Annotated in this window: 22 protein-coding genes; 15 read left to right on the top strand and 7 right to left on the bottom strand. The window is 71.7% G+C overall.

The window, feature by feature from the left end; all coding sequences use genetic code 11:
- The first annotated feature begins 36 nt into the window (after positions 1–36).
- The 5 genes from QSJ30_RS14315 to mutL are packed head-to-tail and all read left to right on the top strand — an operon-like array spanning position 37 to position 5124.
- Positions 37–1035, top strand: a complete 999-nt coding sequence (locus QSJ30_RS14315; RefSeq protein WP_285610350.1) for an FAD:protein FMN transferase — start codon at positions 37–39, stop codon at positions 1033–1035.
- Entirely contained in the window at positions 1032–2324 is a 1293-nt protein-coding gene (locus QSJ30_RS14310; protein WP_285610349.1) for a porin family protein, read from the top strand. Before QSJ30_RS14315 ends, QSJ30_RS14310 begins: the two co-directional genes overlap by 4 nt.
- 7 nt (positions 2325–2331) lie before the next feature.
- Positions 2332–2850 carry an FMN-binding protein gene (locus QSJ30_RS14305; RefSeq protein WP_285610348.1) on the top strand — a complete coding sequence of 173 codons (519 nt, stop codon included), beginning with the start codon at positions 2332–2334 and terminating at the stop codon, positions 2848–2850.
- The gene (locus tag QSJ30_RS14300) at positions 2847–3299 is read left to right on the top strand and encodes a hypothetical protein (protein ID WP_285610347.1); all 453 of its coding nucleotides are present in this window, start codon (positions 2847–2849) and stop codon (positions 3297–3299) included. The genes QSJ30_RS14305 and QSJ30_RS14300 overlap by 4 nt, the downstream gene beginning before the upstream one ends.
- A gap of 28 nt (positions 3300–3327) precedes the next feature.
- A complete protein-coding gene (gene mutL / locus QSJ30_RS14295; RefSeq protein ID WP_285610346.1) occupies positions 3328–5124 on the top strand; it encodes a DNA mismatch repair endonuclease MutL in 1797 nt (598 codons plus the stop codon).
- 6 nt (positions 5125–5130) lie between these two features.
- On the opposite strand, the gene QSJ30_RS14290 is transcribed toward mutL, so the two are convergent.
- From QSJ30_RS14290 to bamD, 5 genes are read right to left on the bottom strand one after another with little or no spacing between them, the layout of a single operon-like run.
- Positions 5131–8157: a sigma-54-dependent transcriptional regulator gene (locus QSJ30_RS14290; RefSeq protein WP_285610345.1), complete on the bottom strand. Its 3027-nt coding sequence runs from the start codon at positions 8155–8157 to the stop codon at positions 5131–5133.
- Complete coding sequence (locus QSJ30_RS14285) at positions 8151–9422, bottom strand: 3-phosphoshikimate 1-carboxyvinyltransferase (RefSeq protein WP_285610344.1); 1272 nt, start codon at positions 9420–9422, stop codon at positions 8151–8153. Before QSJ30_RS14285 ends, QSJ30_RS14290 begins: the two co-directional genes overlap by 7 nt.
- A gap of 51 nt (positions 9423–9473) precedes the next feature.
- A complete protein-coding gene (locus QSJ30_RS14280; protein ID WP_285610343.1) occupies positions 9474–9863 on the bottom strand; it encodes a hypothetical protein in 390 nt (129 codons plus the stop codon).
- A 12-nt stretch (positions 9864–9875) separates the two neighbouring features.
- Complete coding sequence (locus QSJ30_RS14275) at positions 9876–11909, bottom strand: hypothetical protein (RefSeq protein WP_285610342.1); 2034 nt, start codon at positions 11907–11909, stop codon at positions 9876–9878.
- 1 nt (position 11910) lies between these two features.
- A complete protein-coding gene (gene bamD, locus QSJ30_RS14270; RefSeq protein WP_285610341.1) occupies positions 11911–13392 on the bottom strand; it encodes an outer membrane protein assembly factor BamD in 1482 nt (493 codons plus the stop codon).
- A 91-nt stretch (positions 13393–13483) separates the two neighbouring features.
- Between bamD and QSJ30_RS14265 the strand changes: the two genes are divergently transcribed.
- The 5 genes from QSJ30_RS14265 (at position 13484) to QSJ30_RS14245 (ending at position 17047) form a co-directional block, all read left to right on the top strand.
- On the top strand, positions 13484–14155 hold the full coding sequence (locus QSJ30_RS14265; protein WP_285610340.1) for a hypothetical protein: 672 nt from the start codon (positions 13484–13486) through the stop codon (positions 14153–14155).
- Positions 14155–14862, top strand: coding sequence for a hypothetical protein (locus QSJ30_RS14260; RefSeq protein WP_285610339.1), 708 nt, complete (start codon positions 14155–14157; stop codon positions 14860–14862). Before QSJ30_RS14265 ends, QSJ30_RS14260 begins: the two co-directional genes overlap by 1 nt.
- A complete protein-coding gene (locus QSJ30_RS14255) occupies positions 14859–15233 on the top strand; it encodes a DUF2752 domain-containing protein (protein WP_285610338.1) in 375 nt (124 codons plus the stop codon). The genes QSJ30_RS14260 and QSJ30_RS14255 overlap by 4 nt, the downstream gene beginning before the upstream one ends.
- A 74-nt stretch (positions 15234–15307) precedes the next feature.
- Complete coding sequence (locus QSJ30_RS14250) at positions 15308–15664, top strand: roadblock/LC7 domain-containing protein (protein ID WP_285610337.1); 357 nt, start codon at positions 15308–15310, stop codon at positions 15662–15664.
- Positions 15665–15673: 9 nt separating this feature from the next.
- Positions 15674–17047 (top strand): NupC/NupG family nucleoside CNT transporter, encoded by a 1374-nt coding sequence (locus QSJ30_RS14245; RefSeq protein ID WP_285610336.1) that lies wholly within the window; start codon positions 15674–15676, stop codon positions 17045–17047.
- A gap of 28 nt (positions 17048–17075) precedes the next feature.
- Here the strand turns inward: QSJ30_RS14245 and pssA are convergent, their stop codons facing one another.
- Positions 17076–17864, bottom strand: coding sequence for a CDP-diacylglycerol--serine O-phosphatidyltransferase (gene pssA / locus QSJ30_RS14240; RefSeq protein WP_285610335.1), 789 nt, complete (start codon positions 17862–17864; stop codon positions 17076–17078).
- Positions 17865–18148: 284 nt separating this feature from the next.
- Here pssA and mnmG point away from each other — a divergent pair, with 284 nt between their 5' ends.
- The 4 genes from mnmG to QSJ30_RS14220 all read left to right on the top strand — a co-directional run bounded on the left by mnmG (position 18149) and on the right by QSJ30_RS14220 (position 22953).
- Positions 18149–20032: a tRNA uridine-5-carboxymethylaminomethyl(34) synthesis enzyme MnmG gene (gene mnmG, locus QSJ30_RS14235; RefSeq protein WP_285610334.1), complete on the top strand. Its 1884-nt coding sequence runs from the start codon at positions 18149–18151 to the stop codon at positions 20030–20032.
- 76 nt (positions 20033–20108) lie between these two features.
- Positions 20109–20597 (top strand): MerR family transcriptional regulator, encoded by a 489-nt coding sequence (locus QSJ30_RS14230; RefSeq protein WP_285610333.1) that lies wholly within the window; start codon positions 20109–20111, stop codon positions 20595–20597.
- Between the two features lie 16 nt (positions 20598–20613).
- Entirely contained in the window at positions 20614–20820 is a 207-nt protein-coding gene (locus QSJ30_RS14225; RefSeq protein WP_285610332.1) for a heavy-metal-associated domain-containing protein, read from the top strand.
- An 18-nt stretch (positions 20821–20838) separates the two neighbouring features.
- Complete coding sequence (locus QSJ30_RS14220) at positions 20839–22953, top strand: heavy metal translocating P-type ATPase (RefSeq protein WP_285610331.1); 2115 nt, start codon at positions 20839–20841, stop codon at positions 22951–22953.
- On the opposite strand, the gene galU is transcribed toward QSJ30_RS14220, so the two are convergent.
- On the bottom strand, positions 22950–23822 hold the full coding sequence (gene galU, locus QSJ30_RS14215; protein WP_285610330.1) for a UTP--glucose-1-phosphate uridylyltransferase GalU: 873 nt from the start codon (positions 23820–23822) through the stop codon (positions 22950–22952). The genes QSJ30_RS14220 and galU overlap by 4 nt on opposite strands.
- Positions 23823–23917: 95 nt before the next feature.
- Between galU and QSJ30_RS14210 the strand changes: the two genes are divergently transcribed.
- Entirely contained in the window at positions 23918–25012 is a 1095-nt protein-coding gene (locus tag QSJ30_RS14210; protein WP_285610329.1) for a hypothetical protein, read from the top strand.
- The last annotated feature ends 282 nt before the right edge of the window (positions 25013–25294 follow it).

The following is a 25294-nucleotide window of genomic DNA, read 5'->3' as shown; positions in this document are numbered from 1 at the left end:
ATCTCAAATTTGGGTTTGAAATCGAAGATCAAGTTTGTGAGACTCATTCTCATGCACGTGAACCGCCTTGGTCTCCTCCTGGTCCCCGCCGTGCTGGCGGCCCAGGCGCCCATGCCCGCTCCGGCGCCGGCCCCGATGCTCACTTCGGTGCCCACCCGGGACCGCGCGGTGCTGGCCATGGGGACGGAGCTGAGGCTGCATCTCGAAGGGCCGGGGGATCTCGACCGGGTCTCACAGGCGGCGCTGGCGGAGGCGGCCCGCCTGGAGGCGGCCTGCTCCACCTGGGAGGCCGCCTCCGCCTGGAGCCGCCTGAACGCCGCGCAGGGCGAGCCGGTGTCCCTGGATGCCGAGTGGATCGACCTGCTGGGTCGGATGAAGGCCTGGCAGGTCCGGACGGAGGGCGCTTTCGATCCGGTGCTCATGGCCCTGGTGCGGGCCTGGGACCTTCGGCACGGTGGGCGGACGCCGACGCCCGAGGTCCTGGCGGAGGCCCGCCGGGCCTCGGGCGCCGGGCTGCTGCTGCTCGACCCGGCCGCCGGCGTCGCCCGTCTGACCCATGCCGCCGCGGGTGTGGAGGAGGGGGGTTTCCTCAAGGGCTACGCGCTGGACCGCCTGCGTCGGGTGGCGGCCAGCCCCGCCGGGCTGCTCGATTTCGGGGGCCAGCTGCTGGCTTGGGGTCGGCCCGTGCCGGTCGCCATCGCCGATCCCCTGGACCGCCGGCACCCCCGCCTCTCCTTCCGCCTGGACGAGGCCTCCCTCGCGGGCAGCGGCACCTCCGAGCGCGGCCGCCACATTCTCGATCCCCGCACCGGCGAGCCCTGCCCGGCCTGGGGCAGCACGGCGGTGGTGTCCGCGGACGCCCTCACGGCGGACGTGCTGTCCACGGCCCTCTATGTCCTGGGCCCCGACGCGGGTCCCGCCTGGGCCGAGCGCCAGGGCGTGGCCGCCGCCTTCCTCCTCAACGACGGAACGGTCCGGATGACTCCGGCTTTCCGCGCCCTCCACCCCACCCTGATGTCCCGGGAGTCCCGATGAAGTCCCTGCTCACCCCCCTCATGTGCGCCCTGCTGGCGGCGCCCGCCTTCGCCCAGGAGAAGCCGGATACCGATAAGCGAGTCGCCGAGCTGGAGCGTCGCCTGGACGCCATGTCCCGGGAGCTCGAGAGCCAGAAGACCGGCAGCGTGATGCCTCCCGCCGGCGAGGAAGGCCGTTTCGGCCTGGGCGCGGCGGCCAGCAAGGTCTACGCGGCCCCCACGGGCCTCAGCATCGGCGGTTACGGCGAGTTCCTGTACCAGAACTTCGATTCGAAATTGCAGGATGGGACGAAGGCGCCCCGGGAGAACAACCTCGACGCGCTGCGTCTCGTGCTCTACACGGGCTACAAGTTCAACGAGCACATCGTCTTCAACTCCGAGCTGGAGTTCGAGCACGGCGGCTACTCCGATGAGTCCACCGGCGGCGAGGTCAAGGTCGAGTTCGCCTACCTGGACTTCCTGATCGACAAGGCCTTCAACGTGCGGGCCGGCATGATGCTGCTGCCCGTGGGCTTCATCAACGAGATGCACGAGCCCCCCGCCTTCCTCGGCGCCAAGCGTCCCCTGGTGGAGCGCCGGATCATCCCCAGCACCTGGCATGAGAACGGTGTCGGCATCCACGGCGAGCTGCCGGGCAACCTGAGCTACCGCCTCTACCTCGTGAACGGCATGGATGCCAACCCCGATTCCGGAAACGGCCACGAGGGTTTCACGGCCGAGAGCATCAAGGGCGGTCGCCAGTTCGGCAAGGAGGCCCAGGCCAACAGCCTGGCCTGGACCGGCCGCCTGGACTGGGCGCCCATCCCGGGCACCACGCTCGGCTTCAGCTTCTACCGCGGCAACTCGAATCCCGTGGACGGCGCCGAGTCCCTTGTCACGACCCTGTGGGATGTCCATGCCGAGTACCGGGCCCAGGGCCTCCAGCTGCGCGGCCTCTTCTCCCGCATCACCAACTCCGAGGCCGGCGTCGCGGCCCTCCCCGTCACCGGCGACGGATTCCAGACCGGCACCCGCCAGTTCGGCGGCTACCTGGAGGCGGGCTACGATGTGCTCCGCGGATCCGGCAAGCAGGCCCTCATTCCCTTCGTCCGCTACGAGCGCCTGAACTCCCAGCAGCGGGTGGTGGCGGGCGTGACCCCCGACCTGGCCAACGACGTCACCGTGAAGACCGTGGGCGTGAGCTACAAGCCCATCCCGAATGTCGCCGTGAAGGCTGACTGGAACAAGATCGAGAACCGCGCCGAGACCGGTCGCGACCAGTTCAACGTCGGTCTCGGCTTCTACTTCTAGGACCGCCATGATCCGCGTCCTCGCCCCCCTCGCCTTCTCCCTGCCGCTCTTTGCCACCCTGCCCTCCACGCAGGAGGCCCTGGCCCTGGCCTTCCCGGGGGCGCAGTTCACCCGCCGGGAGTTCGTGCTCAGCGAGGCCCAGGCCGGGCAGGTGAAGGCGTTGGCGCAGGTGGAGGTGCCGGGACGCTGGCTCGTGGTCTACGAGGCGCGGAAGAACGGAACCCTGGTGGGTGTCGGCTTCTTCGACACCCACCGGGTCCGGACCCTGAACGAGACGCTGCTGGTGGCCCTTGCGCCCGAGGGCCGCGTCCTGCGCGTGGAGGCCGTGGCCTTCCACGAGCCCGCGGAGTACATGGCGAAGGAGGCCTGGGTGAAGCAGTTCGAGGGGAAGGCCCTCGACCCCCAGCTCAGCCTCAAGGGGAGCATCCACCCGCTCTCCGGCGCCACCCTCACGGCCCACGCCATGACGGACGCGGCCCGCCGCTGCCTGGCCCTGCACCGGGTGCTCTACCGGGAGGCCAAGTGAGCCCCCTGGAGCGCTGGAGCCTGCACCTGGCCGCCCTCGCCGCGGCGGGCACGGGCCTCATGGACGGCCTCCTGCGCTGGTTCGGCGTGCGCGCCGGGGAGTTCGGCCCCGAGCCCCACCCCTGGCTGCCCGCGGCCCAGCACCTGCATGTGCTGACGGCGCCCCTCCTCCTCTTCGCCCTGGGCATGGCCGTGCGCGGCCACCTCCAGATCAAGCTGAAGAAGGGCCCCGAAGGCCGCCGGACCGGCCTGGGCGCGGCCTTCCTCATCGCCCCCATGGTGCTGTCGGGCTACGCCGTGCAGGTGGTCACCAGCCCCGCCTGGCGCACGGTCTTCAGCTGGGCCCACGGCCTCAGCGCCGGGCTGTTCCTGCTGGCCTACCTGGGCCATCTCTTCATCCCCCACGCCCAGGTCGAGCTGCGTACGACAGCTGACCGCCGGGCCAGCTGACAGCGGATAGCTGGTAGCGTTCTAGGCCATGGCCAAGATCCGAGTCCTCGCCGATCACGTCGCGAACCAGATCGCGGCGGGGGAAGTCGTCGAACGGCCCAGCTCGGTGCTCAAGGAGCTGGTGGAGAACGCCCTGGACGCCGGGGCCCGGCGCATCGAAGTGGCCTGGGAGGAGGGCGGCAAGCGCCTCCTGGAGGTGGCCGACGACGGCTCCGGCATGGCCCGGGATGACCTGTATCTCGCCCTGGAGCGCCACGCCACCAGCAAGGTGCGCACGGCGGAGGACCTGGGCCATCTGGCCTCCTTCGGCTTCCGCGGCGAGGCCCTGCCCAGCATCGCCAGCGTGAGCCGCTTCGACCTGACGAGCGCCGAAGCCGACGGCGCGGGCCATCGCCTGCGCTGCGAGTTCGGCATCATCAAGGAGGTCACGCCCACGCCCCGCAGCCGGGGCACCACGGTGACCGTGCGGGACCTCTTCGCCCAGCTGCCCGCGCGGCGGCGCTTCCTGAAGTCCACGGACACGGAACACGCCCAGCTCTGGGGAGCCGTGGCCCGGCTGGCCCTGAGTTCCGCTGGCGTCCACTGGACCATCCGTCCCGACCGCGGCGCGCCCCTGGTGCTGCCGCCGGTGGCGGACGCGGGCCAGCGCCTGGGCCCCCTGCTCGGCGAGAAGCTCACCCGCCTGGTGCCCTTCGTGAACGGCGAGCTGCCCTGGCGGCTGCGGGGCTTCGTGTCACCGCCGGACCTCAGCTTCCGCGACCGCAACCACCTCTACCTCTTCGTGAACGGGCGGGCGGTGAGGGATCGCCTGCTGCTGGCGGCGTTGTCGGAGGCCTGGTCGGGCACCTTCGCCAAGGGCTCGTACCCGGCGGCCGTGCTCTTCCTGGAGCTGCCCCCCGAGGCCGTGGACGTGAACGTGCACCCGACGAAAGCCGAGGTGCGCTTCCGCGAGCCCCAGCGCATCTTCGCCTGGGTGCGGGGCGGGGCCGAGGAGGCGTGGTCGAAGCTGCGAGGCGGCCTCGCTTCCGTGCTGGAGCTGCCGCCGAAGCCGCTGGAGGCGGAGTTCGAGCTGGATCCTTCCCGCCGGGCTGCGCCGCAGCATCCGCGGCTCTGGTCCGATCATTCCGGAGGGGCGCTGGGAGCCTATCGGGCTCTGGAGGAGACCTTCACGACGCGGCCCATGGAAACGATCTACGCCTATGAGCCCCTGTCCTCCGGGGCCGCCGAGAACCTGAATTCCGGCGGCGCCATCCGCTACCTGGGCAGCTTCCAGCAGACCTACCTGCTGGCGGAGATCGACGGGGAGCGGGGCCCTGAGCTCTGGATCGTGGACCAGCACGTGGCCCACGAGCGGGTGCTCTTCGAGCGGCTCTTCCTGCGCCGCCACGCCCCCGCCATCCAGCCCCTGATGCCGCCGCAGGTGGTGCAGCTCGGACCCGAAGCCCTGGCGCGGCTCACGCCCTTTCTCTCGGAGCTGGAGGTGGCCGGCGTGGACGCGGAGCCCTTTGGAGATGGCGCCCTGGTGGTGCGCGGCCTGCCGGACTTCCTGGCGGACCGCGATCCCCAGGCCCTGCTGGAGGACCTGCTGGCCCGGCTGGAACGGGAGGGTCGCGTGGACCTGGACGCCTTCCGCCGGGACCTCAACGCCGAGCTGGCCTGTCGCGCCGCCATCAAGAAGCACCACGCCCTGCCCCCGGATCTGGCCCAGGGCCTCATCCGCGACCTCCTGGCCTGCGAGGTGCCCAACACGTGTCCGCATGGGAGGCCCATCCTGAAGAAGCTCACCCTCGAGGACCTGGAGCGGAGCTTCGGCCGGCGCCTGTAGGCGCCTTCACACTCCGGACCGGCTCCGCTCGGCCACCAGGTCCACGCCCAGCCGCCGCGCGGTGGCGTAGAGGGCCGGTCGCGCAAGGCCCAGGGTCTCGGCGGCTTCGGCCATGCGGAAACCACAGGCCTGGAGGGTGTCCAGCAGCAGCCGCCGCTGGAAGGCCCGGGTGGCGTCATCCCAGCCTCGCGCCTGGAAGACCGGAGCCTCCAGCTCCGGCACGTGAGCGGCTCTCAAGGTGCCGCCTTCGCAGCGCAGGATGGCGCGCTCCAGCGCGTGCAGCAGCTCGCGCACGTTCCCGGGCCAGGCCAGGCGGGCGAGGGCCTGGGGGAGGCCGGGGGCCAGGGCGGGCACGGGCCGCCGGGCTGCGGAAGCGGCTTTCACCACCAGCCGGGGCAGCAGGAAGGGGAACTCGTGGCGGCGGGCAGACAGGGGCGGCAGCCGCAATACGGCGCCCTGGAGGCGGAAGAGCAGGTCCCGCCGGAAGGCGCCGGACTCGGCCAGCTCCTCCAGCGGCCGGTGCGTGGCCGCCGCGAAGCGCACATCCACGCGGATCGACTGGTCCGAGCCCACCCGCCGGATCTCACGCTCCTGGAGCACCCGCAGCAGCAGGGACTGGAGGCGCGGGGAGAGGTCGGCGACTTCGTCCAAGAACAGGGTCCCGCCCCGGGCGGCCTCGATGGCGCCGCGCCGGTCGCGGTCGGCGCCCGTGAAGGCGCCCTTCACGTGGCCGAAGAGCTCGGATTCCAGAAGCCCCTCCGCGAAGGCCGAGCAGTTCACCGCCACCAGGGCGCCGCTGCGGCCCGACCGCTGGTGGAGCTCCCGGGCGGCGAGCTCTTTGCCGGTGCCGGTGGCGCCGAGGATCAGCACCGGCAGGTCCGAGCCGGCCACGCGCTCCAGCTCCCGTAGGACCGAGGCCATGGGCTCGCTGCCATCCGTCAGCAGCAGGCCGGCGTCCCCGATGGGCTCCGCGGGCCGGGTCTCCTGGAGCCGGGCCAGCCAGGAGGCCAGCAGCAGGGGCTCCAGCGGGGGGCCCGGCACCGCCTCAGGCGCTTGGGCCACCAGGACGGCGCCCACGGGACAGCCCTCCCACGTGAGGGGGTGACCCCGCCAGATCCAGGTGTCGTGCTGGAAGGGGGCCAGGGCCCCGTCCCGGGCCAGGCGGCTGAGGGCGCCTTCCGGCGGCGGCGCCCCGGTGCCCAGGGTGTGGAGGCGCGCACCCTCCTCCCAGACCAACCAGGTCGGGGTGGACCGCTGGGCCAGCCACTGCTCCAGCAGGGTGCGGGCCGGAAGGGAGGGCGATGCCTCCGGCGTGGGCCAGAGGGCCGCGAGGCGCCCCTGGTGGCGCGCCGACCGGGCGCGGTCGGCGATGGCCTGGAGGGCCAGGAGCGCTTCGGCCCGCCGCAGGTCCGGCCGCCGCTCCAGCACCTGCAGACCCAGCTCCAGGCGCATGATCTGCGTCGGACAATCCGCCCAGGCTGCCCAGAAGGCCCGCGGCTCGCCGGTACCGCGGAAGAGCCGATGGGCCTCCCAGCTAAGCCGGGTCTCGGGGTCCGCATCTGCGGGGGGATCCTCCGTCAGGGGTCCGAGGGCCGCTTGCAGAAAGCGGGCGTAGGGGTGGTCCTGGACATGGGTCAGCGCTTCCCGCACCAGGTCCCACTGCTCCCGGTCGGCCCCGTGCAGGGCGAGCATGCCCCAGCCTGCGGTGAAGCCCGGATGGGCCTCCACCAGGCGGCGGATCCGGACCAGGGCGGCGTCCGGTTCCAGGTTCACCTCCGCCAGCTGGGCCGTCTCCAGATCCTGCCAGGGCTGTGGGAGAGGCCCGCGCAGGGCGGCCCACCGGGCGTGGGCGGGCAGGTCGGCCCACTTGAGGGCGAGGTGGGCCGCATTGGACGCGGCGCGCTCCGCCCAACCCGAGGTCCCCAGCCGGACGAAGTGGGCGTGGGCCAGGGTGAAGGCCCGCAGGGAGGCCTCCGGGTCGCAGGCCCGGTCGGCGCGGAGGCCCTCGGCCATCCAGTGGAAGGGGTCGGCGCAGGGATGTACGCCGCCGGCCCAGGGCGGGTAGCCCGGGGCCGGAAGCGCAGGCTCGCCGCCCCAGCGCATGCGGAGACGGTCCCAGGTGGGGTGGCCCGAAGGCGGTGGCGGGGCGGGCCGCTGGAGGGCCTCGTGCAGGTCGGCTTCCAGGGCCTCCCGCCAGTCCCGGGGCTGATCCCCGGCCAGCTGGAGGCGCAGCAGGGCCGCCAGGGGCGGGTCCGGGGCCGTGCCGAGCGCCAGGCCCCCCGGGGCCAGGGGCGCCAGCCCGAGGGGTGACGCGCCAAGTCCCCTGGCCCAGGCCCGCAGGCGGGGATCCAGCACCCAGCGCCCGTCCGGCAGAGCCACCAGCCAGGGCGCGCTGGTGTACGGAGCCAGGTCCGGGGGCAGTACCTCCAGCGCCAGGGGACCGGCGTGGGCCTGGAGAACCGGCCAGGGTAGGGTCGGATCGAGAGCCCCTTCCGGGAGGAGGCGGCCCTCCGCATCCTGGCTTCGCAGCAGGCCTTCCCACCAGCCCGGGGGAAGGCGGCGCAGGACGGGCGGAACCAGCAGTTCCAGGAAGGGTGGCAGGTGCAGGGTCCCGGTGTCATCGACGGCCCCCAGGAGCGCGATCCAACGCAGCCGCTGGGGATGATCCAGGAGGACCGATCCCGCCGCCATCCAGGGCTCGCCATCCCCCTCCAGCAGGGCCTCCCAGGCCCAGGCCAGCAGCTCGGTTTCCCGGGCGCCCCGCTGGGCGGCCGGTATGCCGGGGCTGCCATGGCGGAGCAGGGCCACCCAGGTCGGGTCCGGACGGGGGCCGAAGGTCGTGGGCCCTTGGGTGACTTGCGGACCCCCAGGGCGCCGGGCCTCCTGCGCCAGGCGGGGCCAGCTCCCGTCCCGGCCGCCGAGCAGCCAGGCCTGGCTGATGGCCGCCAGGGCCCAGGGGACATCCCCCCAACGGCGGCCCCGGTCCAGGCCCCAGGGGGCCTTCCAATGGCCGAGCCAGGCGGCGCTCAGCACCCCAGCATTCCGCGCCAGACGTCCCAGAAGTCCGGGAAGGTCTTGGCCACGCAGTGGGGATCGCGCAGTTCGCCGCCGCAGAGCAGACCGCCCACCGCCGCGGCGAAGGCCATGCGGTGGTCATTGCGCGGGTGGAAGGGGGGACGGGGCCCGGGGCGCGGTCCCGGGACCACGCGCAGGGTGTGATCCCCGATCACCTCAGCCGCGCCCCCCAGCCACCGAACCAGCTCCGCGGAAGCGTCCAGCCGGTCGCATTCCTTCAGGGGGAGCGTGTGCAGGCCGCGCAGCTCGGAAGGGCCCGGGGCCAGGGCCGCCAGGGCCGCCAGCACGGGGCCCAGGTCGGGGCAGTCGGTGAGATCCGCGTCCAGACCCCGCTGGAGAGGGCCCGATAGCTCCAGGCTGTCGGGCCCGACCCAGCGGGCGCCACAGCCCGCGGCCTCCAGGATGGCCACCATGGCCCGGTCGCCCTGGGCATCCGCCGGATCCAGGGGGCCCAGCCGCAGGCTGCGACCGGTCATGGCCGCGGCGGCGAGGAAGGCCGCGGCGCCGCTCCAGTCACCGGGGAGATCCAGGTCCCGCGGGGCCAGAGCGCCGCCGGGGATGGACCACAGGCCCGGTTCCAGGCGGGCCTCGCAGCCGAAGCGCTGGAGCCACTGGGTGGTGAGGGTCAGGTAGCTGGGGCTGGCCACGGCGGTCCAGCGCAGGATGCCCCCGCCGGGCAGGGCCGCTGCGGTCAGGGCCAGGCCCGTGAGGAACTGGCTGCTGAGGCGGGCGTCCACCGCCAGGTCCAGGGTCGCGGGTGGCGCGGGGGCGGGACGCAGCCAGGCGCCCCCGGCATCGGGCTCCCAGGCCGCCCCCAGGGCCTCCAGGGGCGCCAGCAGCGGGCCCAGGGGCCGCTCGAAGAGCCGGGGATCACCCTCCAGCCGCACCGGACCCTCGGCTTTCAGGGCCAGCCAGGGCAGGAGGAAGCGCAGGGTGGTGCCCGAGGCGCCCAGCCAGAGGGGGCCGCTGGCTCCGGGCCGCCGGCCGCCGTCGATGACCCAGGTCCCTTCCGCCTCCCTGAAGCCCTGCCCCAGGTCCGCCAGGGCCCGGCGCATCCAGCGGGTGTCCTCGGCCTCCAGCCCGCCCCGGAACCGGCTGGTCCCGGGCGCCAGGGCCGCCAGCAGCAGGGCCCGGTTGGTGACGGACTTCGAGCCGGGCACCCGGACCGGGTGCAGCGCCGCCCCCCGGGGGAGGGAACTGTCTTCAGGAAGTGACAGGAGCATAAGGCAGGGTGCCGTGGCCGCCCGCCCGCCGCAAGCCCATCGAGGGCCGGATCAGCCGATGTTCTCGAAGATCGGTTTGGAGACGCGCTTGTTCGTCTCCTTGGTCCACTTGTAGGCGCCGTAGAAGTCGATGGTGCGCTTGAAGCGGAGGGTGATGGTGCAGGTGCTGGCCTCGCCGCTGCCGGTCTTGGTGACGCGGATGGCATTCTTGTCCGCGAGCACCTCTGGGATCTGCAGCTCCCGGGCCTTGTCCTTGACCTCCCGCTCGATGGTCTCGATGGGCTTCTTGGCGGCGGCGCTGGCGATGAAGTCGCAGGCATCCACCAACTCGCTGTCCGCGTAGTAGACGGGGATGGCCTTGTAGCCCGCGGCGGCCAGGGCGCCGAACACGAGCAGGGAGAGGATGCAGCCGATCTTGCCTTCGCCGCGCTGGTGCCTCATGGGTTCCTCCAACTACTTCAGGTCTTCGAGGGCCTGCCGGGCCAGGGGGGCGACAAGGGGGCCATCGGGACCGAGCAGGGTTGCCTGAGGATACTTCAGTGCCTGCCGGAATGCCTGGGTTGCTTCGGCCTGGTAGGCGCTCCCCAACCGGAGGAAGCAGAGGCCCGTGTGGTAGTCCAGGGTGCCCTGGCTCACTCCGCTCACGGTGCTGAGCCGGGCGTCCCGCAGCTGCTCGATGGCCTTGTCGTACTTGCGGAAGTGCATGAGTCCCAGGCCCAGGTTCAGCCGGATGAGGTTGGCCTCGTCGCCCTTGGCGCCGGCGTACTGCAGGCGCAGCTGGGCCAGGACCGCGGGATAGCAGAGGCTCGACGCGCCCAGGGGGATCTCCAGGGCCTCGGCCTGGACCGGCAGCGGCACGGCCGCTCCACCCTGGCTGAGGGTCACCGTCCCCTTGGCATCCTGGAGCACCTGCCGGAGCGCCTTGAGGGAGGGGATGGGCTTGCCGTTGGCCTGGAGGAGGGGCCGGCCGACCTGCAGGCCGGCCTTCTTGGCGGCTTCGGAGGCGGACAGCACCCAGGGCCCCGGCTCGCCGGGGACCTCGAGGAGGGAGAGCCCCAGGCCGGGCTCATGCAGCGCGGGCACGGCATTGAGGCGTGCGGCCAGGGGGCCCAGTGGGTCCTCCTCCAGGGGCTTCACCAGCAGGCGCTCCTCCTCGCCCTCGAGGGTGGCCACCCGCAGCTCGATCCGGTGGATCACCTTGTCCGGCACCGGGGTGGCCAGGAGGATGAGCTCCGCCTCCCGGGAGGCCCTCACCCGGGCCAGGGCCTCCTTGGGGGTTTCACCCGGACGGGCGGGCAGGTAGGCCACCTGCTGGAGGCGATCGCCGAGACCCGCCAGCTGGGCCAGCAGCCGGGCCCGCCCCGGGAATTCCGTTTCCCCCTCCAGGCCCAGGAAGGCCAGGCGCGGCTTGGGCCGGGCGTCCACGGTCAGGGCCTTGCCATCTTCCAGCGTGATGCGCCGGGAGAAGCCGCCGGCGGGGAAGCGGACCAGCAGATCGTACGGGCCCGAACAGACCGGCAGCTGGTCCACGGGAAGGGGCCCCTGGCTCTGCCCGGACAGGAAGAGCTCGCCACCCGGCCAGGCCGAGTGGACGGACAGCTGGCCCTTGGAGGCCTCCAGGCGGATGGGTTCCAGTGTGTGATCGGCCCAGGGCGTGGCCAGGTCCGCGCCCATCTCGAGCACCCTGGTGCGGTGGCAGGGGGCGCGCAGCTCGAGCTGGTGCTTGCCCGCGGTCAGCTCGGCGATGACGAAGGCCCCGGAGAAGTCCTCCGGGCGCAGGCCCAGGGGCCCGGTCAGGGGCGCCGCCTCGGGGCCGGCATGCCCCCGGGTGCGGCCCAGGCTGCGGCCGTCCAGCAGCACCTCCGCGCCGCTGGGCTGCACGTAGAGGGTGACGGTGGAGGACACGCGAGTGAGCTTGAAGTCGACGGCCTTGGCGTCCCGGGGGGCGAGCTCCACGGTGGACTCGACGGGGGCGTAGCCGGGGCGGGTGTAGACCAGCCGGTGCGTGCCGAAGGGCAGGAAGCGCCGGGCCACGGGCGGACCCGGCCGGTCATCCACGGTCAGGGTTCCACCTTCAGGATCGTAGCCGAGCCTCACCGGGGCGACCTTCTCCGCCTTCAGGCGGTCGAAGAGCGTGGCCAGGCGCTGGGAGGTGAGGGCGCGGTCCACCTCGAAATCCGGGTCGAGGTCGATGAGGGCCTGGAGCCGGGTCTGAGCCCGGGGCTTGGTCTGGGCGCCGCGGTCATCGAGCACCGCCAGCCAGTTGTAGCTTTCGCAGAGCACCTGGATCCAGGCGGGCTCCAGGGTGGCGGCCCTGGGGGCGAGGGTCTCGACCACCTTCTCGAAGCGGGCGGTGGCGCCGTCGCGGTCCCCCTGGGTGGCCCAGAGGGCCTTGGCCTGGAGGAAGGTGTCCTTGAGGGCGGGATCCTGGGCCCCCAGGCCCAGGGCGAGGAGGAAGGCGAAGGGGAGGAAGCGGCGGAGGCGCATGTCAGTTCAACCGGAACAGGAGGTCGTTGCGGCGGTCGCAGAGGATGAGGCCGCCGGAGCGGTCCAGGGCGAGGGAGGTGATGCGGCCGCTGATGCCCAGGCTCTTGAAGGTGGCCTGGCGGAGCACCGTACCCTGGGGGCCGAGGATCACCACGCCTTCGCCGAAGTCGCCCCCTTCCACGAGGGCGGCCACCTGCCCGGCCCCGTCCGAGGCCAGGGCGATCACGTAGCGGAAGGGGGCCGGCAGGTCCTTCCCGTAGGGAACCACGGCGCGGGGCTGGCCATCGGCGTCCAGGAAGAGGATCTTGCGATCCGCGTCCGCGGCGATGACCATCCCGCCCGTGGGCAGGGGCGCCAGGGCGTTGGCCGTGGGGGAGGCCACGGTGCGGGAGGCCCCGTCCGGACCGAGGACGGTCAGGGCGGGCGTCTTCGCGTCCGCGACCCAGAGGGCGCCCCAGCGGTCCAGGGCCGCGCCGGTGACCGCGCCCAGGCCATTGACGGGCAGGGGTGCCGGGGCCTGCTCGCGGACGAGGCCGGTCTTGGCCAGGAGCCAGACCTCGCCGGCGGGCGTGGCCACCAGGGCCTTGGCGCCGGGGGCGGCGGGGCCGGCTGGGGCCAGCTCGCCCTGATGGAGGCGGAAGGCATGATCCAGGTCGTTCTGGTAGATGAGCAGGTCCCCGTCGGGCGCGATGGCCAGCAGGGTGGGCGTCTTGAGCCACTTGACGCGGCCCGCGGGCCAGACCCCCTCGTTGGCGAGGGGAGGCTTCTGGAGCCGGTGTCTCACGCGCACCGCCATGCGCCAGGCCGCTTCCTGGGCCTCGGGACTCTGGGGTGCCAGGGTGCGGAGCCGCTCGAGCATCCGGAGGCAACCCGGCAGGTCGTCCAGGAGGTCCATGGTCTCGGCGGCCTCCAGCATGGCCCGGGGCGCCACGGCGGCATCGGGGTGGAGCCGGAAGGCCTCCACGAACTGGTGGAGGGCGCGGCCCCACTGCCCCTGGTCCCGCCAGGCGCGGCCCAGCCGGAAGCGGGCCTCGGGCACCGCGGGGGATTCCGGGAACAGATCGAGCACCCGGTTGAACTCCGCCATGGCGTCCTTCAGGTCCGTGGACCGCCGGGCCTGCCGCGCGAGCAGGGTTCCCCGCAGCAGCAGCCCCTCGGCGGCTTCGGGCGTGCGGATGTAGTCGGTCTTCAGCCGATCCAGGTACGGCATGGCCGCCTCGGGCCGGTGCTCCACCTCCGCCTGGTGGCGGGCCAGGGCCAGGAGCGCCCGGGGGGCGAACTCGCTCTTGGGGGCGGACTGGAGCAGCTGGCCCCAGGTGTCGGTGGCTTCCTTGTAGGCCTTGGCCGCGTAGGCCCGCTCGCCGCTCTGGTACAACCGCTCCGCCAGGTCGCCTTCCTGGGCCCGGGCCGGGATCTGGACCAGGGCCGGCAGAAGGCAGAGCAGGGCGACCGGGGTGCGTGACCAGGAGGATGCGGGCGACATGGAAGCCTCGGGGCAGAGGAAAAGCATAGCCGCGAGCCCGATGCCGGGTCCGGTGTTCCCGGGAAGTGCTAGCGTTTTGGGTATGCGCGCCGTGATCCCCACCCTCCTGGCCGTCTGCCTCCAGGCCCAGCCCCCCGCCTTCGTGGACCAGCTCCCCCCGGCGGCCCGGGCGGAGGCCCTGGACATCCTGCACCGGGCGGATTTCGTTTTCGAGACCCGCACTCAGCCGAAGCATGTCCGGCTGGCCACCATGGAGAAGCTGTTCGACCACCCGCGGCTGAGCGCGGCCATGTGGCGGCACTGCCAGTTCGTGCCCGCCTTTTACGCCTTCATCCACCCGGACGGGGCCTGGAGCATCGATGACGCCCGGGGCCTCCGGGGCACGCTGCGCCTCGTCTACCAGCGCCCGGGCCACCGGGTGTACCTGGTAGAGGGCGTCGCCGAGAAGGGCCGCCTCAAGACGCCCTTCGCGGTGGGCGCGAAGATGCTCACCTCGTACCGCTACTGGGAGGGGAAGAACGGCTTCGAGACCCACCTCCAGACCTGGACGGCCCTGGATTCCGCCCTCCTGGGCGTGATGGCGCGCCCCTTCCGGGGCTACATCAAGGGCCGCCAGGATGAGTTCATCGCCTACATCAACGGGAACGTGGCCACCTTCGGGGAGTTCGCGGACCTGAGCCCCCGGGACTTCCACGCTCCCCTCAAGCGGGATGGCGATGCCATCGCCCTCCGCGACTACGAGACCCTGTTCCTGAGGAAGTGATGGAGGTCCCCTTCGCGGCTCCGGTCCGGGCCCTGTTCCTGACCCTGGTCCGACCCCTGCTTCGGCCTGGGGGGGCCTTCGCGGACGCGCCACCCCCCCTGGGCCGCGCCCTGCTCCGCATGCTGGCGGTCTGGGTTCCCCTGGCCCTGGCCAACGCCGCGCTGACGGTCTGGCGGGCCCTCCAGGCCTACGGGGAGCTCCGCCGGAGCGGCCCACCAGACTGGCTGGAGCGGCTCCCGGGCGCGGATCCCGAGGTGCTGTGGGAGGTGTTCCGCACCCTGCCGGCCCCGCCGGCGTTCGGCCGGATCTGGCCCTGGCTCCTGCTGGTCGTCCCCATCGGCGTGCTGGGGACCTGGTTCCATCACGCGGTGTGGGACCACACGGGGCTGTGGCTGCTGGGCGGCCTGAAGGAACGGCGCGGCTTCCGGACCAGCCTGGGGGCCGAGGCGGAGGCCCTGCGCATGGCGGCCCTGGGAACCCTGATCGGGCTGCTGGGCTTCCTGCCGGTCCTGGGTGTCGTCCTGGCGGTGCCGCTGCTGCTCCTGGACGGCTACCTGTGGCTCTTCCGCGGCTTCGCCCTGGCGGCCCGGCACGGGTGCGAACTTTGGCGGGGGGTGGGCGCCACGGTGGTCCACGCGGTGCTCCTGGGCGCCTGCGGCCTGGGCCTGGTCGCGATGATGCTCGTGTTGCTGGGGACGGCCCCGTGAGGCGGGTGCCCTGGATCGCCCTGGGGGGCCTGGCCCTGGCTGGCGCGGCGGGGCTGGCGGGCCTCCTGGCCCCCTTCTCGGGCTGGCTGCCGGGCTGCGCGTTCAAGCGGGTCACGGGGTTCGCCTGCGCCACCTGCGGGTTGACCCGGAGCCTCCTGGCCCTGGGCCAGGGTCGGTGGCGCGAGGCCCTCCACTGGTACCCGGCCCTGGGACTCCTGGCCGTGGCGCTCCCGGTCGCGGCCCTCTGGGATCTGCGCCGCGCCTGGCGCGGAGCGCCCTATCCCGCCCTTCCAGCCTCCCGGGCCCTCCGCCTGGGGGCCTGGCTCCTGCTCGCGGGGATCTGGGCGCTCCAGGTGCTTCGGGGAATCTAGACCACGAGCCCGGGTTTTGCCATGGGCTCCCAGTGCGGTCATGCTGTCAGCACGCGTATGACCGGAGTCCCACCATGTTCCAGAAACTCCTGGATCGGCTCATCGAACAGGTGCCCGAGGCCTTGGCCGCGACCTTCAACGATCGCGACGGGGATCCCATCTGCTCTCGCACGATCCAGGTCTCGAACGAGGGGCTGCAGCTCCTGGGGGCCTATCAGCACGTGGTGAAGCGGCACCTCCAGCAGGCGGTGGAGGAGTTCGACCGCGGCGAGGTCAAGCAGGTGGTCTTCGCCACGGACCAGCACTGGATCCTCATGATGGGCGCCAAGGAGCAGTGCACGCTGGTCCTGGTGATGCAGCGGGAGGGCCTGCTGGGCCGCGCCCGCTTCTACATGGAGCAGGCCGTCCAGGCCCTGAACAACGAACTGTAGGGAGCCAAGATGGGACGCTTCATCGGGTTGGCCGGAATCGTGGCCTTCATGGCCATTGCGTACGTCCTGTCGCACAAGCGGAGCGCCATCCACTGGCGCACCATCGCCTGGGGCCTGGGGCTCCAGTGGATCTTCGCGCTGGTCGTCCTGAAGGGCGCCACCATCTCCAGCCTGCTTGCCTTCCTGCCGTTCCCGAGGGGCACCGGCTGGGTGGTGCTGCTCCTGATGTTCACGCCCATGCTGCTGCGCCGCTTCGCGTCGTACGAGAACAAGCCCCTCAACTGGGGCCTCTTCGCCGTCATCGTCCTCGGCCTGCTGCGGGGGAACCTGGTGGGCTCCTCCTTCGACCAGATGCGCATCGTGGTGGAACACCTCATGACCTACGCCCACGCGGGCGCCAGCTTCGTGTTCGGCTCCCTGTCCGACGGGCCCGGCAGCAAGGTGGGCATGGTGTTCGCGTTCGCGGTCCTGCCCACCATCATCTTCGTGGCCTCGATCTTCGCGGTGCTCTACTACATCGGCGTCATGCAGTGGGTGGTGAGCGCCGCGGCCCGGGCCATGGGCCGCTTCCTCAAGGTGTCCGGCGCCGAGAGTGTGAGCGTGGCCGCCAGCATCCTCATGGGCCAGACGGAGGCGCCGCTGACCATCCGGCCCTTCCTGGCGCGCATGACCCGCAGTGAGCTGATGCTGATCATGACGGCGGGCATGGCCCACGTGTCCGGCAGCATCATGGTGGCCTACGTGCAGGTGGCTCACGTGGACATCGTGCACCTCCTCACGGCCGTGATCATGACTGCCCCCGGCGCGGTGATGATGGCCAAGCTGCTGGAGCCCGAGACCGAGGCCCCCGAGACCGCGGGCGAGGTGAAGGTGGACATCCCCACCCACGACGCCAACGTGCTGGACGCGGCCGCCCGGGGCGCCTTCGAGGGCGGCCAGCTGGCCTTCAACGTGGCGGTGATGCTCATCGCCTTCATCGCCCTCATCTACCTGATCAACGGCCTGATGCAGGCCATCCACCCGGGCTTCAGTCTGGAGCTGGTGCTGGGGGGGGCGTTCAAGCCCTTCGCGTACCTCATGGGCGTGCCCTGGCTCGAGGCGGGCCAGGTGGGTTCCCTGCTGGGCAAGCGCATGGTGGTGAACGAATTCGTGGCCTTCCTCGACCTGGGCGCCATGACCAACCTGTCCACCAAGGCGCGGCTGATCTCCACCTTCGCCCTCTGCGGCTTCGCCAACTTCAGCAGCATCGCCATCCAGGTGGGCGGCATCGGCGCCCTGGTGCCCGAGCGCCGGGGCGACTTGGCCCGCCTGGGTCTGCGGGCCATGCTGGCGGGCACCCTGGCCAACTTCCTCAGCGCCTGCATCGCCGGGATCCTGAGCTAGCGTCTTCCTGGTCCGGTGCGGCCTTCCGTCAGTGGACGGTCTCGAGGTTCTCCGCCCCGTCCCGGGGGGGCTCGATGCCCCGCCAGCCGGCCTTCCAGGCCAGGTTCAGGAGGAGGCCCAGGGTGATGTAGGCCGCGAAGAAGCCCACGAAGAACCGCTGCTGGAAGAGGATCAGCATCGCGAACATCAGCACGATGGTGAGGCTGGTCAGCATGGCGGCCCGGGGGCTCCCCGCGCGCTTCTTGAAGCTGGGGAAGCGGAGGGTGGACACCATCAGGAGACCCACGAGGAAGAGCTCCGCAGCGAAGGCGTAGGCGTGGAGGGTGGAAGCCGGCGGCGTGGGCCGCCAGATGATGACGGAGGCCACACAGGCGGCCCCGGCGGGGATGGGCAGGCCCACGAAGTAGCGGGGGTCCACGGCCCCCACCTGCACGTTGAACCGGGCCAGGCGCAGGGCGCCGCAGGCCGTGAAGACGAAGCAGGCGGCCCAGCCCGCGGCCCGCAAGTGGGAATCGTGGATGCCCAGCTGGAAGAACCCGTAGCGGTAGGCCAGGATGGCCGGGGCCATGCCGAAGCTGACCACGTCCGCCAGGCTGTCCAGCTGCACGCCGAACTCCGTGGCGGTGTTGGTGGCCCGGGCCACGCGGCCATCCAGGCCGTCGAAGACCCCCGCCAGCACCAGCAGGCCGGCGGCCCACAGGAAGAAGCGCTCCGGAGTGGCCCCGGCGGCGTTGATGGACATGACGACGCTGGAGAAGCCGCAGAAAATCGAAGCCATGGTGATGCTGGAGGGCAGCACGAACATGGACCGCCGCATGGCGCGCTTTCGCCTGTCACGGCGTTCCTCGGGGCTCAAACGGGGTCGCATGGCCCCATTTTCTCACATCCAGGCGGGTCCCGTGGCCGCGGATTGGGGAGGGTATCCTGACAGCCCTCGGAGGATGGCTTGAAGCAGGTGGTGGTCATTGGCGGCGGACATGCGGGAATCGTCCCGACTCCGCGGTTCCGCGAAGCGGAGCGCGGGAGCAGGCGACTGGATGTCGCCTGCGATAGGAGGGAGGCCTCGATTCCCCTCATCAAAGGCGGGCTGGAGGTCCTGCGATGAAGCAGGTGGTGGTCATTGGCGGCGGACATGCGGGAATCGAGGCGGCGCACATCGCTGCCCGCATGGGCATGGCCACGACGCTGCTCACCATGAACCTCGACCAGATCGGCCAGATGAGCTGCAACCCCAGCATCGGCGGTGTGGGCAAGGGCCACATGGTGCGCGAGCTGGATGCGCTGGGCGGGGCCATGGGCCGACTCATCGACGCCACGGGCATCCATTTCCGCATCCTCAATGAAAGCCGCGGCGTGGCCGTACGCGGCCCCCGGGCCCAGGCGGACAAGGTGAAGTACCGCAGTGCCGCCCGCCGGCTCCTGGAGCACCTGCCGAACCTCAAGCTGCGGCAGGGCATGGCCACGGCGATCCTCTGGGCGGGGGGCACCCGGGGCCTGCGGGGCGTGGAGCTGCTGGATGGTTCCGTCCTGCCCTGCGACGCGGTGGTGGTCACCAGCGGCACCTTCCTCAACGGGCGCATCCTCATCGGCGAGCGCCGCCTGGAGGCGGGTCGGGCCGGGGAGCCCGCCAGCACCCACCTGGCGGACCAGCTCAAGGCCCTGGGCCTCCGGAACCGCCGCCTGAAGACCGGCACGAGCCCCCGGCTGGCGCGGGCCTCCATCGACTTCAGCCGGCTCGAGGTCCAGCCGGGAGACGACCCGCCCCGGCCCTTCAGCTTCTTCAGCCGGGAGATCCCCCAGCCCCAGGTGCCCTGCCACATCGTCCACACCACGGCGGAGACCGAGGCCATCGTGCGGGAGAACCTGCCGAAATCGAGCCTCTACGGGGGCCACATCGAGGGCGTCGGGCCCCGCTACTGTCCGTCCATCGAGGACAAGTTCGTGAAGTTCCCCGACAAGGGGCGGCACCAGATCTTCGTGGAACCCGAGAGCCTCGAGACTGAGGAGATCTACCTGGCGGGCCTGTCCACCTCCATGCCGCCGGACGTGCAGCTCCGCATGGTGCGAAGCCTGCCCGGCTTCAAAGGGGCCGAGATCCTGCGCCCCGGCTATGCCATCGAGTACGACAGCTTCGACCCCCTGCAGCTGCGCCGGGATCTCTCGGTGGAGAGCCTGGAGGGGGTCTGGTTCGCGGGCCAGATCAACGGCACCACCGGCTATGAGGAGGCCGCGGGCCAGGGCCTGCTGGCGGGCCTCAACGCCGTGCGCTGGTTGCGGGGCCAGGAGCCCGTCGTGCTGGGCCGGGACCAGGCCTACCTGGGCGTGATGGTCGACGACCTCGTCACCAAGGGCACGGACGAGCCCTACCGCATGCTCACGGCCCGGGCGGAGCACCGGCTGGGCCTGGCCTGCGATGTGGCGGACGCCCGGCTCCTGGGCGTGGCCCGGGAGGTGGGAGCCCTGACCGTCGGGGAACTGGCCCTGGTGGAGGCCAGGATCGACCGGCGGGAGCGCCTGCGCGCCCAGTGCGATGCGGCCTGGGTGACCCAGACCAGCCCCTTCGGGTCCATCGCCGCCGCGGCGGGCCTGCGGCTGGACGCGGGCCTGGCCCTGTCGGACCTGCTGCGTCGCCAGCACATGGGCCCCGCCGAAGCCGATGCGTGCCTGACCCTTCTGGCGGGGTGGGCCGAGCCGCAGGCGGGTTGGAACCCTGCCTGGGAGCGGGACCTGCTGCTCTTCGACCTGCGCTACGCCCCCTACCGGGAGCGGGAGGCCCGCCTCCTGGAGGGCCACCGGGCCTGGGACCATGTGCGGATCCCGGCGGACTTCCGCATCGAGCATCTGCACGGACTTTCCAAGGAAGTATTGGAAAAGCTTGCATTGCATCGCCCCGAGACCCTTGGGCAGGCCAGCCGGATCCCCGGGGTCACCCCGGCGGCCGTGACGCTGCTGCACCTGCATATCCATCGCTCTCAGCGCATATAGTTTTTTGTGATTTTATCCTTGAGCTTCCATGTAACTGGAGGCTTAAGCTGGGGGTGTTCGCCTTTGGGAGGTTCCCATGTCGACCGTCGCCGACTTCCGTCCCACCCCGGCCTCCGCGCCCCCCGCCCAGCGTCTGCTGAAGATCGGCCAGCTTGCGGCCCGCTCGGGCCTGACCGCCCGGAACCTGCGCTTCTATGCGGATGCCGGCGTCTTTGGCGACCTGCCCCGGTCGCCCAAGGGCTACCGCCTCTTCCCGCCCCAGGCCATCCAGTGGGTGCGGATCCTGAAGGCCTCCCAGGCCGCGGGCTTCACGCTGGACGAGATCCAGGAGCTGCTGCGGGCCCTGCGCCAGGACAGCGCCCCCTGCGCCCATGTGCGCGACGCCCTGGGCGGCAAGCTCCGCGTCCTGGAGGGCCGGCTCGCGGAGATCCAGCTGCTGGTGGAGATCCTCCGCATCACCCTGGGGACGCCGGACGGTCAGAGCAGCGATCTCGGCTGCAACCTGATGGAGACCCTGCTCAACGAGGCTGAACGCCTGCCTGCGCTCACGGAGCTGCGGGCCTGAACTCTTCGGAGAATCCATGAACACCCATACCTATCGCGTGACCGGCATGACCTGCGGCGGCTGTGTCCGCCACGTCGACAAGGCGCTCCGCAATACCCCCGGCGTCACGGAGGTGGCCGTGGACCTGACCAGCGGCACGGCCAAGGTGACCGGCACCGCGAGCTTCGGGGCCCTGTCCGCCGCCGTGGCCGAAGCGGGCTACCAGATGACGGAGCCGGCCTAGGCCGAACCCGGAACCGACATGAGCAGCGAGACCTATACCGTCACTGGCATGACCTGCGCCTCCTGCGTGCGGCACGTGGAGAAGGCCTTGGTGGAAACCCCCGGTGTCCGGGCGGCCTCCGTCAACCTCGCCACCTCCACGGCCACAGTGGAAGGCGAGGCCAGCTTCGAGACGCTGGCGGCACAGGTCGAGGAGGCGGGCTATGGCCTGGGCCGCCCTCAGGCGGATCAGGCGGTGGTGCAGGCCGAAGACGATCCCGGCCCGGCCCGGAACCGGATGATTGTCGCCCTGGTCCTCACGGCGCCCCTGCTGCTGGCCATGATCCCCGGCCTGGGGCTGCACCTGCCCGGGTGGGTCCAGGCCTTGCTGTCAGCCCCCGTGGTCTTCTGGGCCGGCTGGGGGTTCTTTGTCCGGGCGGGGCGCCAGGCACGGCACGGCCAGGCCTCCATGGACACCCTCATCGCCCTGGGTTCGGGCGTGGCCTGGATCTTTGCCGTGGCGGAGTGGCTGAACGGCGTCCACCACCTCAGCTTCGAGACGGCTGCGGCCCTGGTGGCCTTCCTGCTCACGGGCAAGTACCTGGAGAGCCGGGCCAAGTCCAGGGCCACGGATGCCTTGAAGGAGCTGCTGGCGCTGGCACCACCCACGGCCCTGCGCCTCGGGCCGGACGGCACGGTGACGGAAATCCCGGTGGCGGACCTGCGCCCCGGCGATCGCGTCCGGGTGCTGCCCGGCCACTCGGTGCCGGCGGATGGCCGCGTGACCGCGGGCCAGGCGGAGGTAGACGAATCCATGCTCACGGGCGAACCCCTGCCTGTCCCCAAGGGGCCGGGTGAAGGTCTGGTGGCCGGCACCGTGGTCCATGGTTCTGCGCTGGAGATGGAGATCCAGGCTGTGGGGGCCCAGACCCAGCTGGCCCGCATGGCCCAGCTGGTGGCCCAGGCCCAGGGCTCCAAGGCCCCCGCCCAGGATCTGGCGGATCGCATCAGCGCCGTGTTCGTGCCGGCCATCCTCGTTCTGGCCCTGCTGACCCTGGCGGGCTGGTGGCTGGCCACCGGCGCCCTCGCCTCCGCCTGGCGGCCGGCCGTGACCCTGCTGGTGATCGCCTGCCCCTGCGCCCTCGGGCTCGCCACGCCGGTGGCGGTGATGGTGGGCCTGGGCTCCGCCGCCCGGAAGGGCGTACTGGTGCGCGATGCCGCGGCCCTGGAGGCCCTCGGCCAGGCCACGGACCTCGCCTTCGACAAGACCGGGACCATCACCGAGGGGCGACCGCGGCTGCGCCGGGTCCTGGCGACCTCGGGCCTGGCCGATGCGGACCTGCTGCGGCTCGCGGCCAGCCTGGAACGGGACTCGGAGCATCCCATCGCCCGCGGCCTCGTGACGGCCCATGCCGGGGCCCTGAAGCCGGTGTCGGCCTTCCGCGCCCATCCCGGCGGCGGCGTCAGCGGTGAGATCGACGGCCACGCCTGGCGCCTGGGCAGCGCCGCTTTCCTCGGGGTGGCCTTCCCGGAGGTGGATGAGGACGGGATCGCCGTGGGGCTGGCGGACGCTTCCGGGCTGAAGGGCGTGTTCGTGCTGGGCGACCGGCTCCGGGCCGAGAGCCCGGCGGTGGCGGGACAGCTGCGTCAGCAGGGTCTCCGCCTCCACCTGTTCACGGGCGATCGCGCGGAGCCTGCGGCGAAGATGGCCGAGGCCGTGGGCATCGAATCGGTGGCCGCAGGCTTGCGCCCCGAGGGCAAGCTCGCCCGCATCCGGGAGCTCCAGGCCCAGGGCGCCGTGGTCGGCTTCGTGGGTGATGGCGTGAACGATGCGCCGGCCCTGGCCCAGGCGGACTGTGGCATCGCCATGGGCTCCGGGGCCGGCGAGCAGGGCACCGGCGCGGCCATGGCGGCGGCTCCCCTGGTGCTGCTGCGGCCGGGATTGGAGCCCATCCTTGCCGCACGCCGTCTCGCCTTGCGGACGCACCGCGTGATCCGCCAGAACCTGGGTTGGGCCTTCGGCTACAACCTGGTGCTGGTGCCCCTGGCGGCCTCGGGCCAGCTGGAGCGGTTCGGCGGGCCCATGCTCGCCGGGCTGGCCATGGGGCTGAGTTCCCTGACCGTGGTGCTGAACGCCCTGCGGCTGCGCCGCTAGAGGCCCTTCACCAGATCCTTCAGGTAGGCGGTGAAATCGCGGCGCAGGTCCTCCCGCTTGAGGGCGAACTCCACATTGGCCTTCAGGTAGTCGAGCTTGTTGCCGGTGTCGAAGCGCTTGGCCGGGATGGGGGCCGCGACCAGGCGTCCCTCGCGGGCCAGGCTCGCCAGGGCGTCCGTGAGCTGGTACTCGCCGCCGACGCCGGGCTTCAGGGCGGCGAGGTGCTCGAACACCCGGGGCTCCAGGACGTAGCGCCCCACGACGGCCCAGCGACTGGGGGCCTGGGCCGGTTCCGGCTTTTCGACAATCGCTGTCACATCCCAGATAGGCTCGTCCTTCCCGGGTGCGCTGACGATGCCGTACCGGGAGACATGTTCCACCGGGACCTCCTGGACACCCACGACAGACTTCCCGGTGGCCTGGTAGGCCTTGATGAGCGCATCCAGGGCCGAGTCGCGCTCATCGAAGACATCGTCGCCCAGGAGCAGGGCGAAGGGCTCATCGCCGACCGCGTGGCGGGCGCACAGCACCGCGTGGCCGAGGCCCAGGGGCTCGCCCTGGCGCACGTAGGCGAACTGGGCGAGGTGGGTGATGTCCCGCACCAGGTCCAGATCCTCCTGCTTGCCGCGGCGGCGGAGGGTGTCCTCCAGCTCGTAGGCGACGTCGAAGTGGTTCTCGATGGCGCCCTTGCCGCGGCCGGTCACGAGGACGATGCTCTCGACCCCGGCGCGGATGGCCTCCTCGACCACGTACTGGATCACCGGCGTGTCCACCAAGGGCAGCATCTCCTTGGGCTGGGCCTTGGTGGCGGGCAGGAAGCGGGTGCCCAGGCCGGCGACGGGGATGACAGCTTTGCGAAGGGTCTTCATAGCGGCTCCAGCGGTCATGATGGCCTAAGATGGCTGAAACAGGAGAAGCGCGAATGGATTCAAGGGAATTGTGGCAGCGGATGGTTGGACATCCGATGTCGGGGTGGCTCGGCGCCGAGGACGTGGCGCTACCCCCGGCCCTGGCGCCCGGCCGGCTGCTCTGGTGCGGGATCGGCGGCTCGCTGCTGCCCGCGGACGCGCTCATCCACGCTCTCGCTGGAGCCTCGCTACGCCACCGCTGGCAGCCGCTGGCCTCTCCGGAGTGCAATGGCCTGCGCCTGGAGCCGGAGGACCAGCTGGTGTTCGCCTCCAAGAGCGGGCGCACCCTGGAGCTCTGGACCTGGATCGGGCGGCTGCGGGCCCAGGCCGGTTGGGGTCGCTGGCGCCAGGCGCCCGTGGCCATCACGCAGGATGACCAGAACCCGCTGGCGCAGCTGGCGCGGGCCGAGGGCTGGACGCTGCTGCCGATTCCGGAGCAGGTGGGGGGGCGCTACTCGGCGTTCACGGCCATCGGCGCGCTGCCGCTGCGCTGGGCGGGCCTCGACCCCTGCCGCTTCCTCACGGGCGCCCGCGAGGTGGTCGCGCAGACGGAGCAGGGGCGCGGCGTCTGGGGCGCCCGCGTGTGGGAGATGGTGCGCGCGTTCTCCGGCGGCTTCGTGCGCGGCACGGATCAGTGGGTGCTCCTGCCTTACGCCACCCGGCTGGAGACCGTGGGCGCCTGGTGGGTGCAGCTGGTGGCGGAGAGCCTGGGCAAGCAGGCGGCAGACGGCAGCCGCCGGGGCCTCACGCCCGTCCGGGCCATCGGCCCGCAGGATCAGCACGCCCAGCTGCAGCGGTGGCTGGACGGCCCGCGCAACGTGGGTGTGGTGCTGGTGACCGTGGGCCACGACCACGCGACTGAACCTTCGGATCCGCCGCCGCAGTGCCCGTTCACGGGGCTGGGGCGATGGGGGGGCGAGGACATCCTGCGGGCGCAGGCGGAGGGCACGCGCGAGGCGCTGGAGAGCGCTGGCATCTCGGTGGTGCATTGGCATCTGGATGCGCTGGATGAAGCATCGCTGGGAGCCTTCCTCATGGCCTGGCAGCTGGTGGTCGGCCTGTCCGGGATGGCGCTGGAGGTGGACCCCTTCGATCAGCCTGCCGTGGAATCGGGCAAGCGCCGGACCCTCCTGAAACTGGGGATTTCCTAGGAATTGCCAGGGGATTTCTCCAGAGACGTAACGTTGGCGCGCGCCTCCTGAAAAATTTCCGCTTGCGCTGCGACACTCCCCTGGTAATCTAAACGTCCTGCGCAGTTGAGGCTGCGAGGTGCTGGAGGGTGCCGGAAGGCAGCTTCGGACCATGCGGAAGCGTGGTGGGCGTCTTTGAAAACCGGATAGAAGATAGGAAGCCTTTGAGGGTTCCGTGTGTCGTCTAAGGACGGTGCATGGGATTCAGAACAATTTTTCGACCAGAACATTGGCCCGAGGGGG

This window comes from Geothrix edaphica, from assembly GCF_030268045.1.
GTDB classification, from domain to species: Bacteria; Acidobacteriota; Holophagae; order Holophagales; family Holophagaceae; genus Geothrix; species Geothrix edaphica.
The sequence above is the reverse complement of the archived record's forward strand: the minus strand, read 5'-3'. Positions and strand labels throughout refer to the sequence as shown.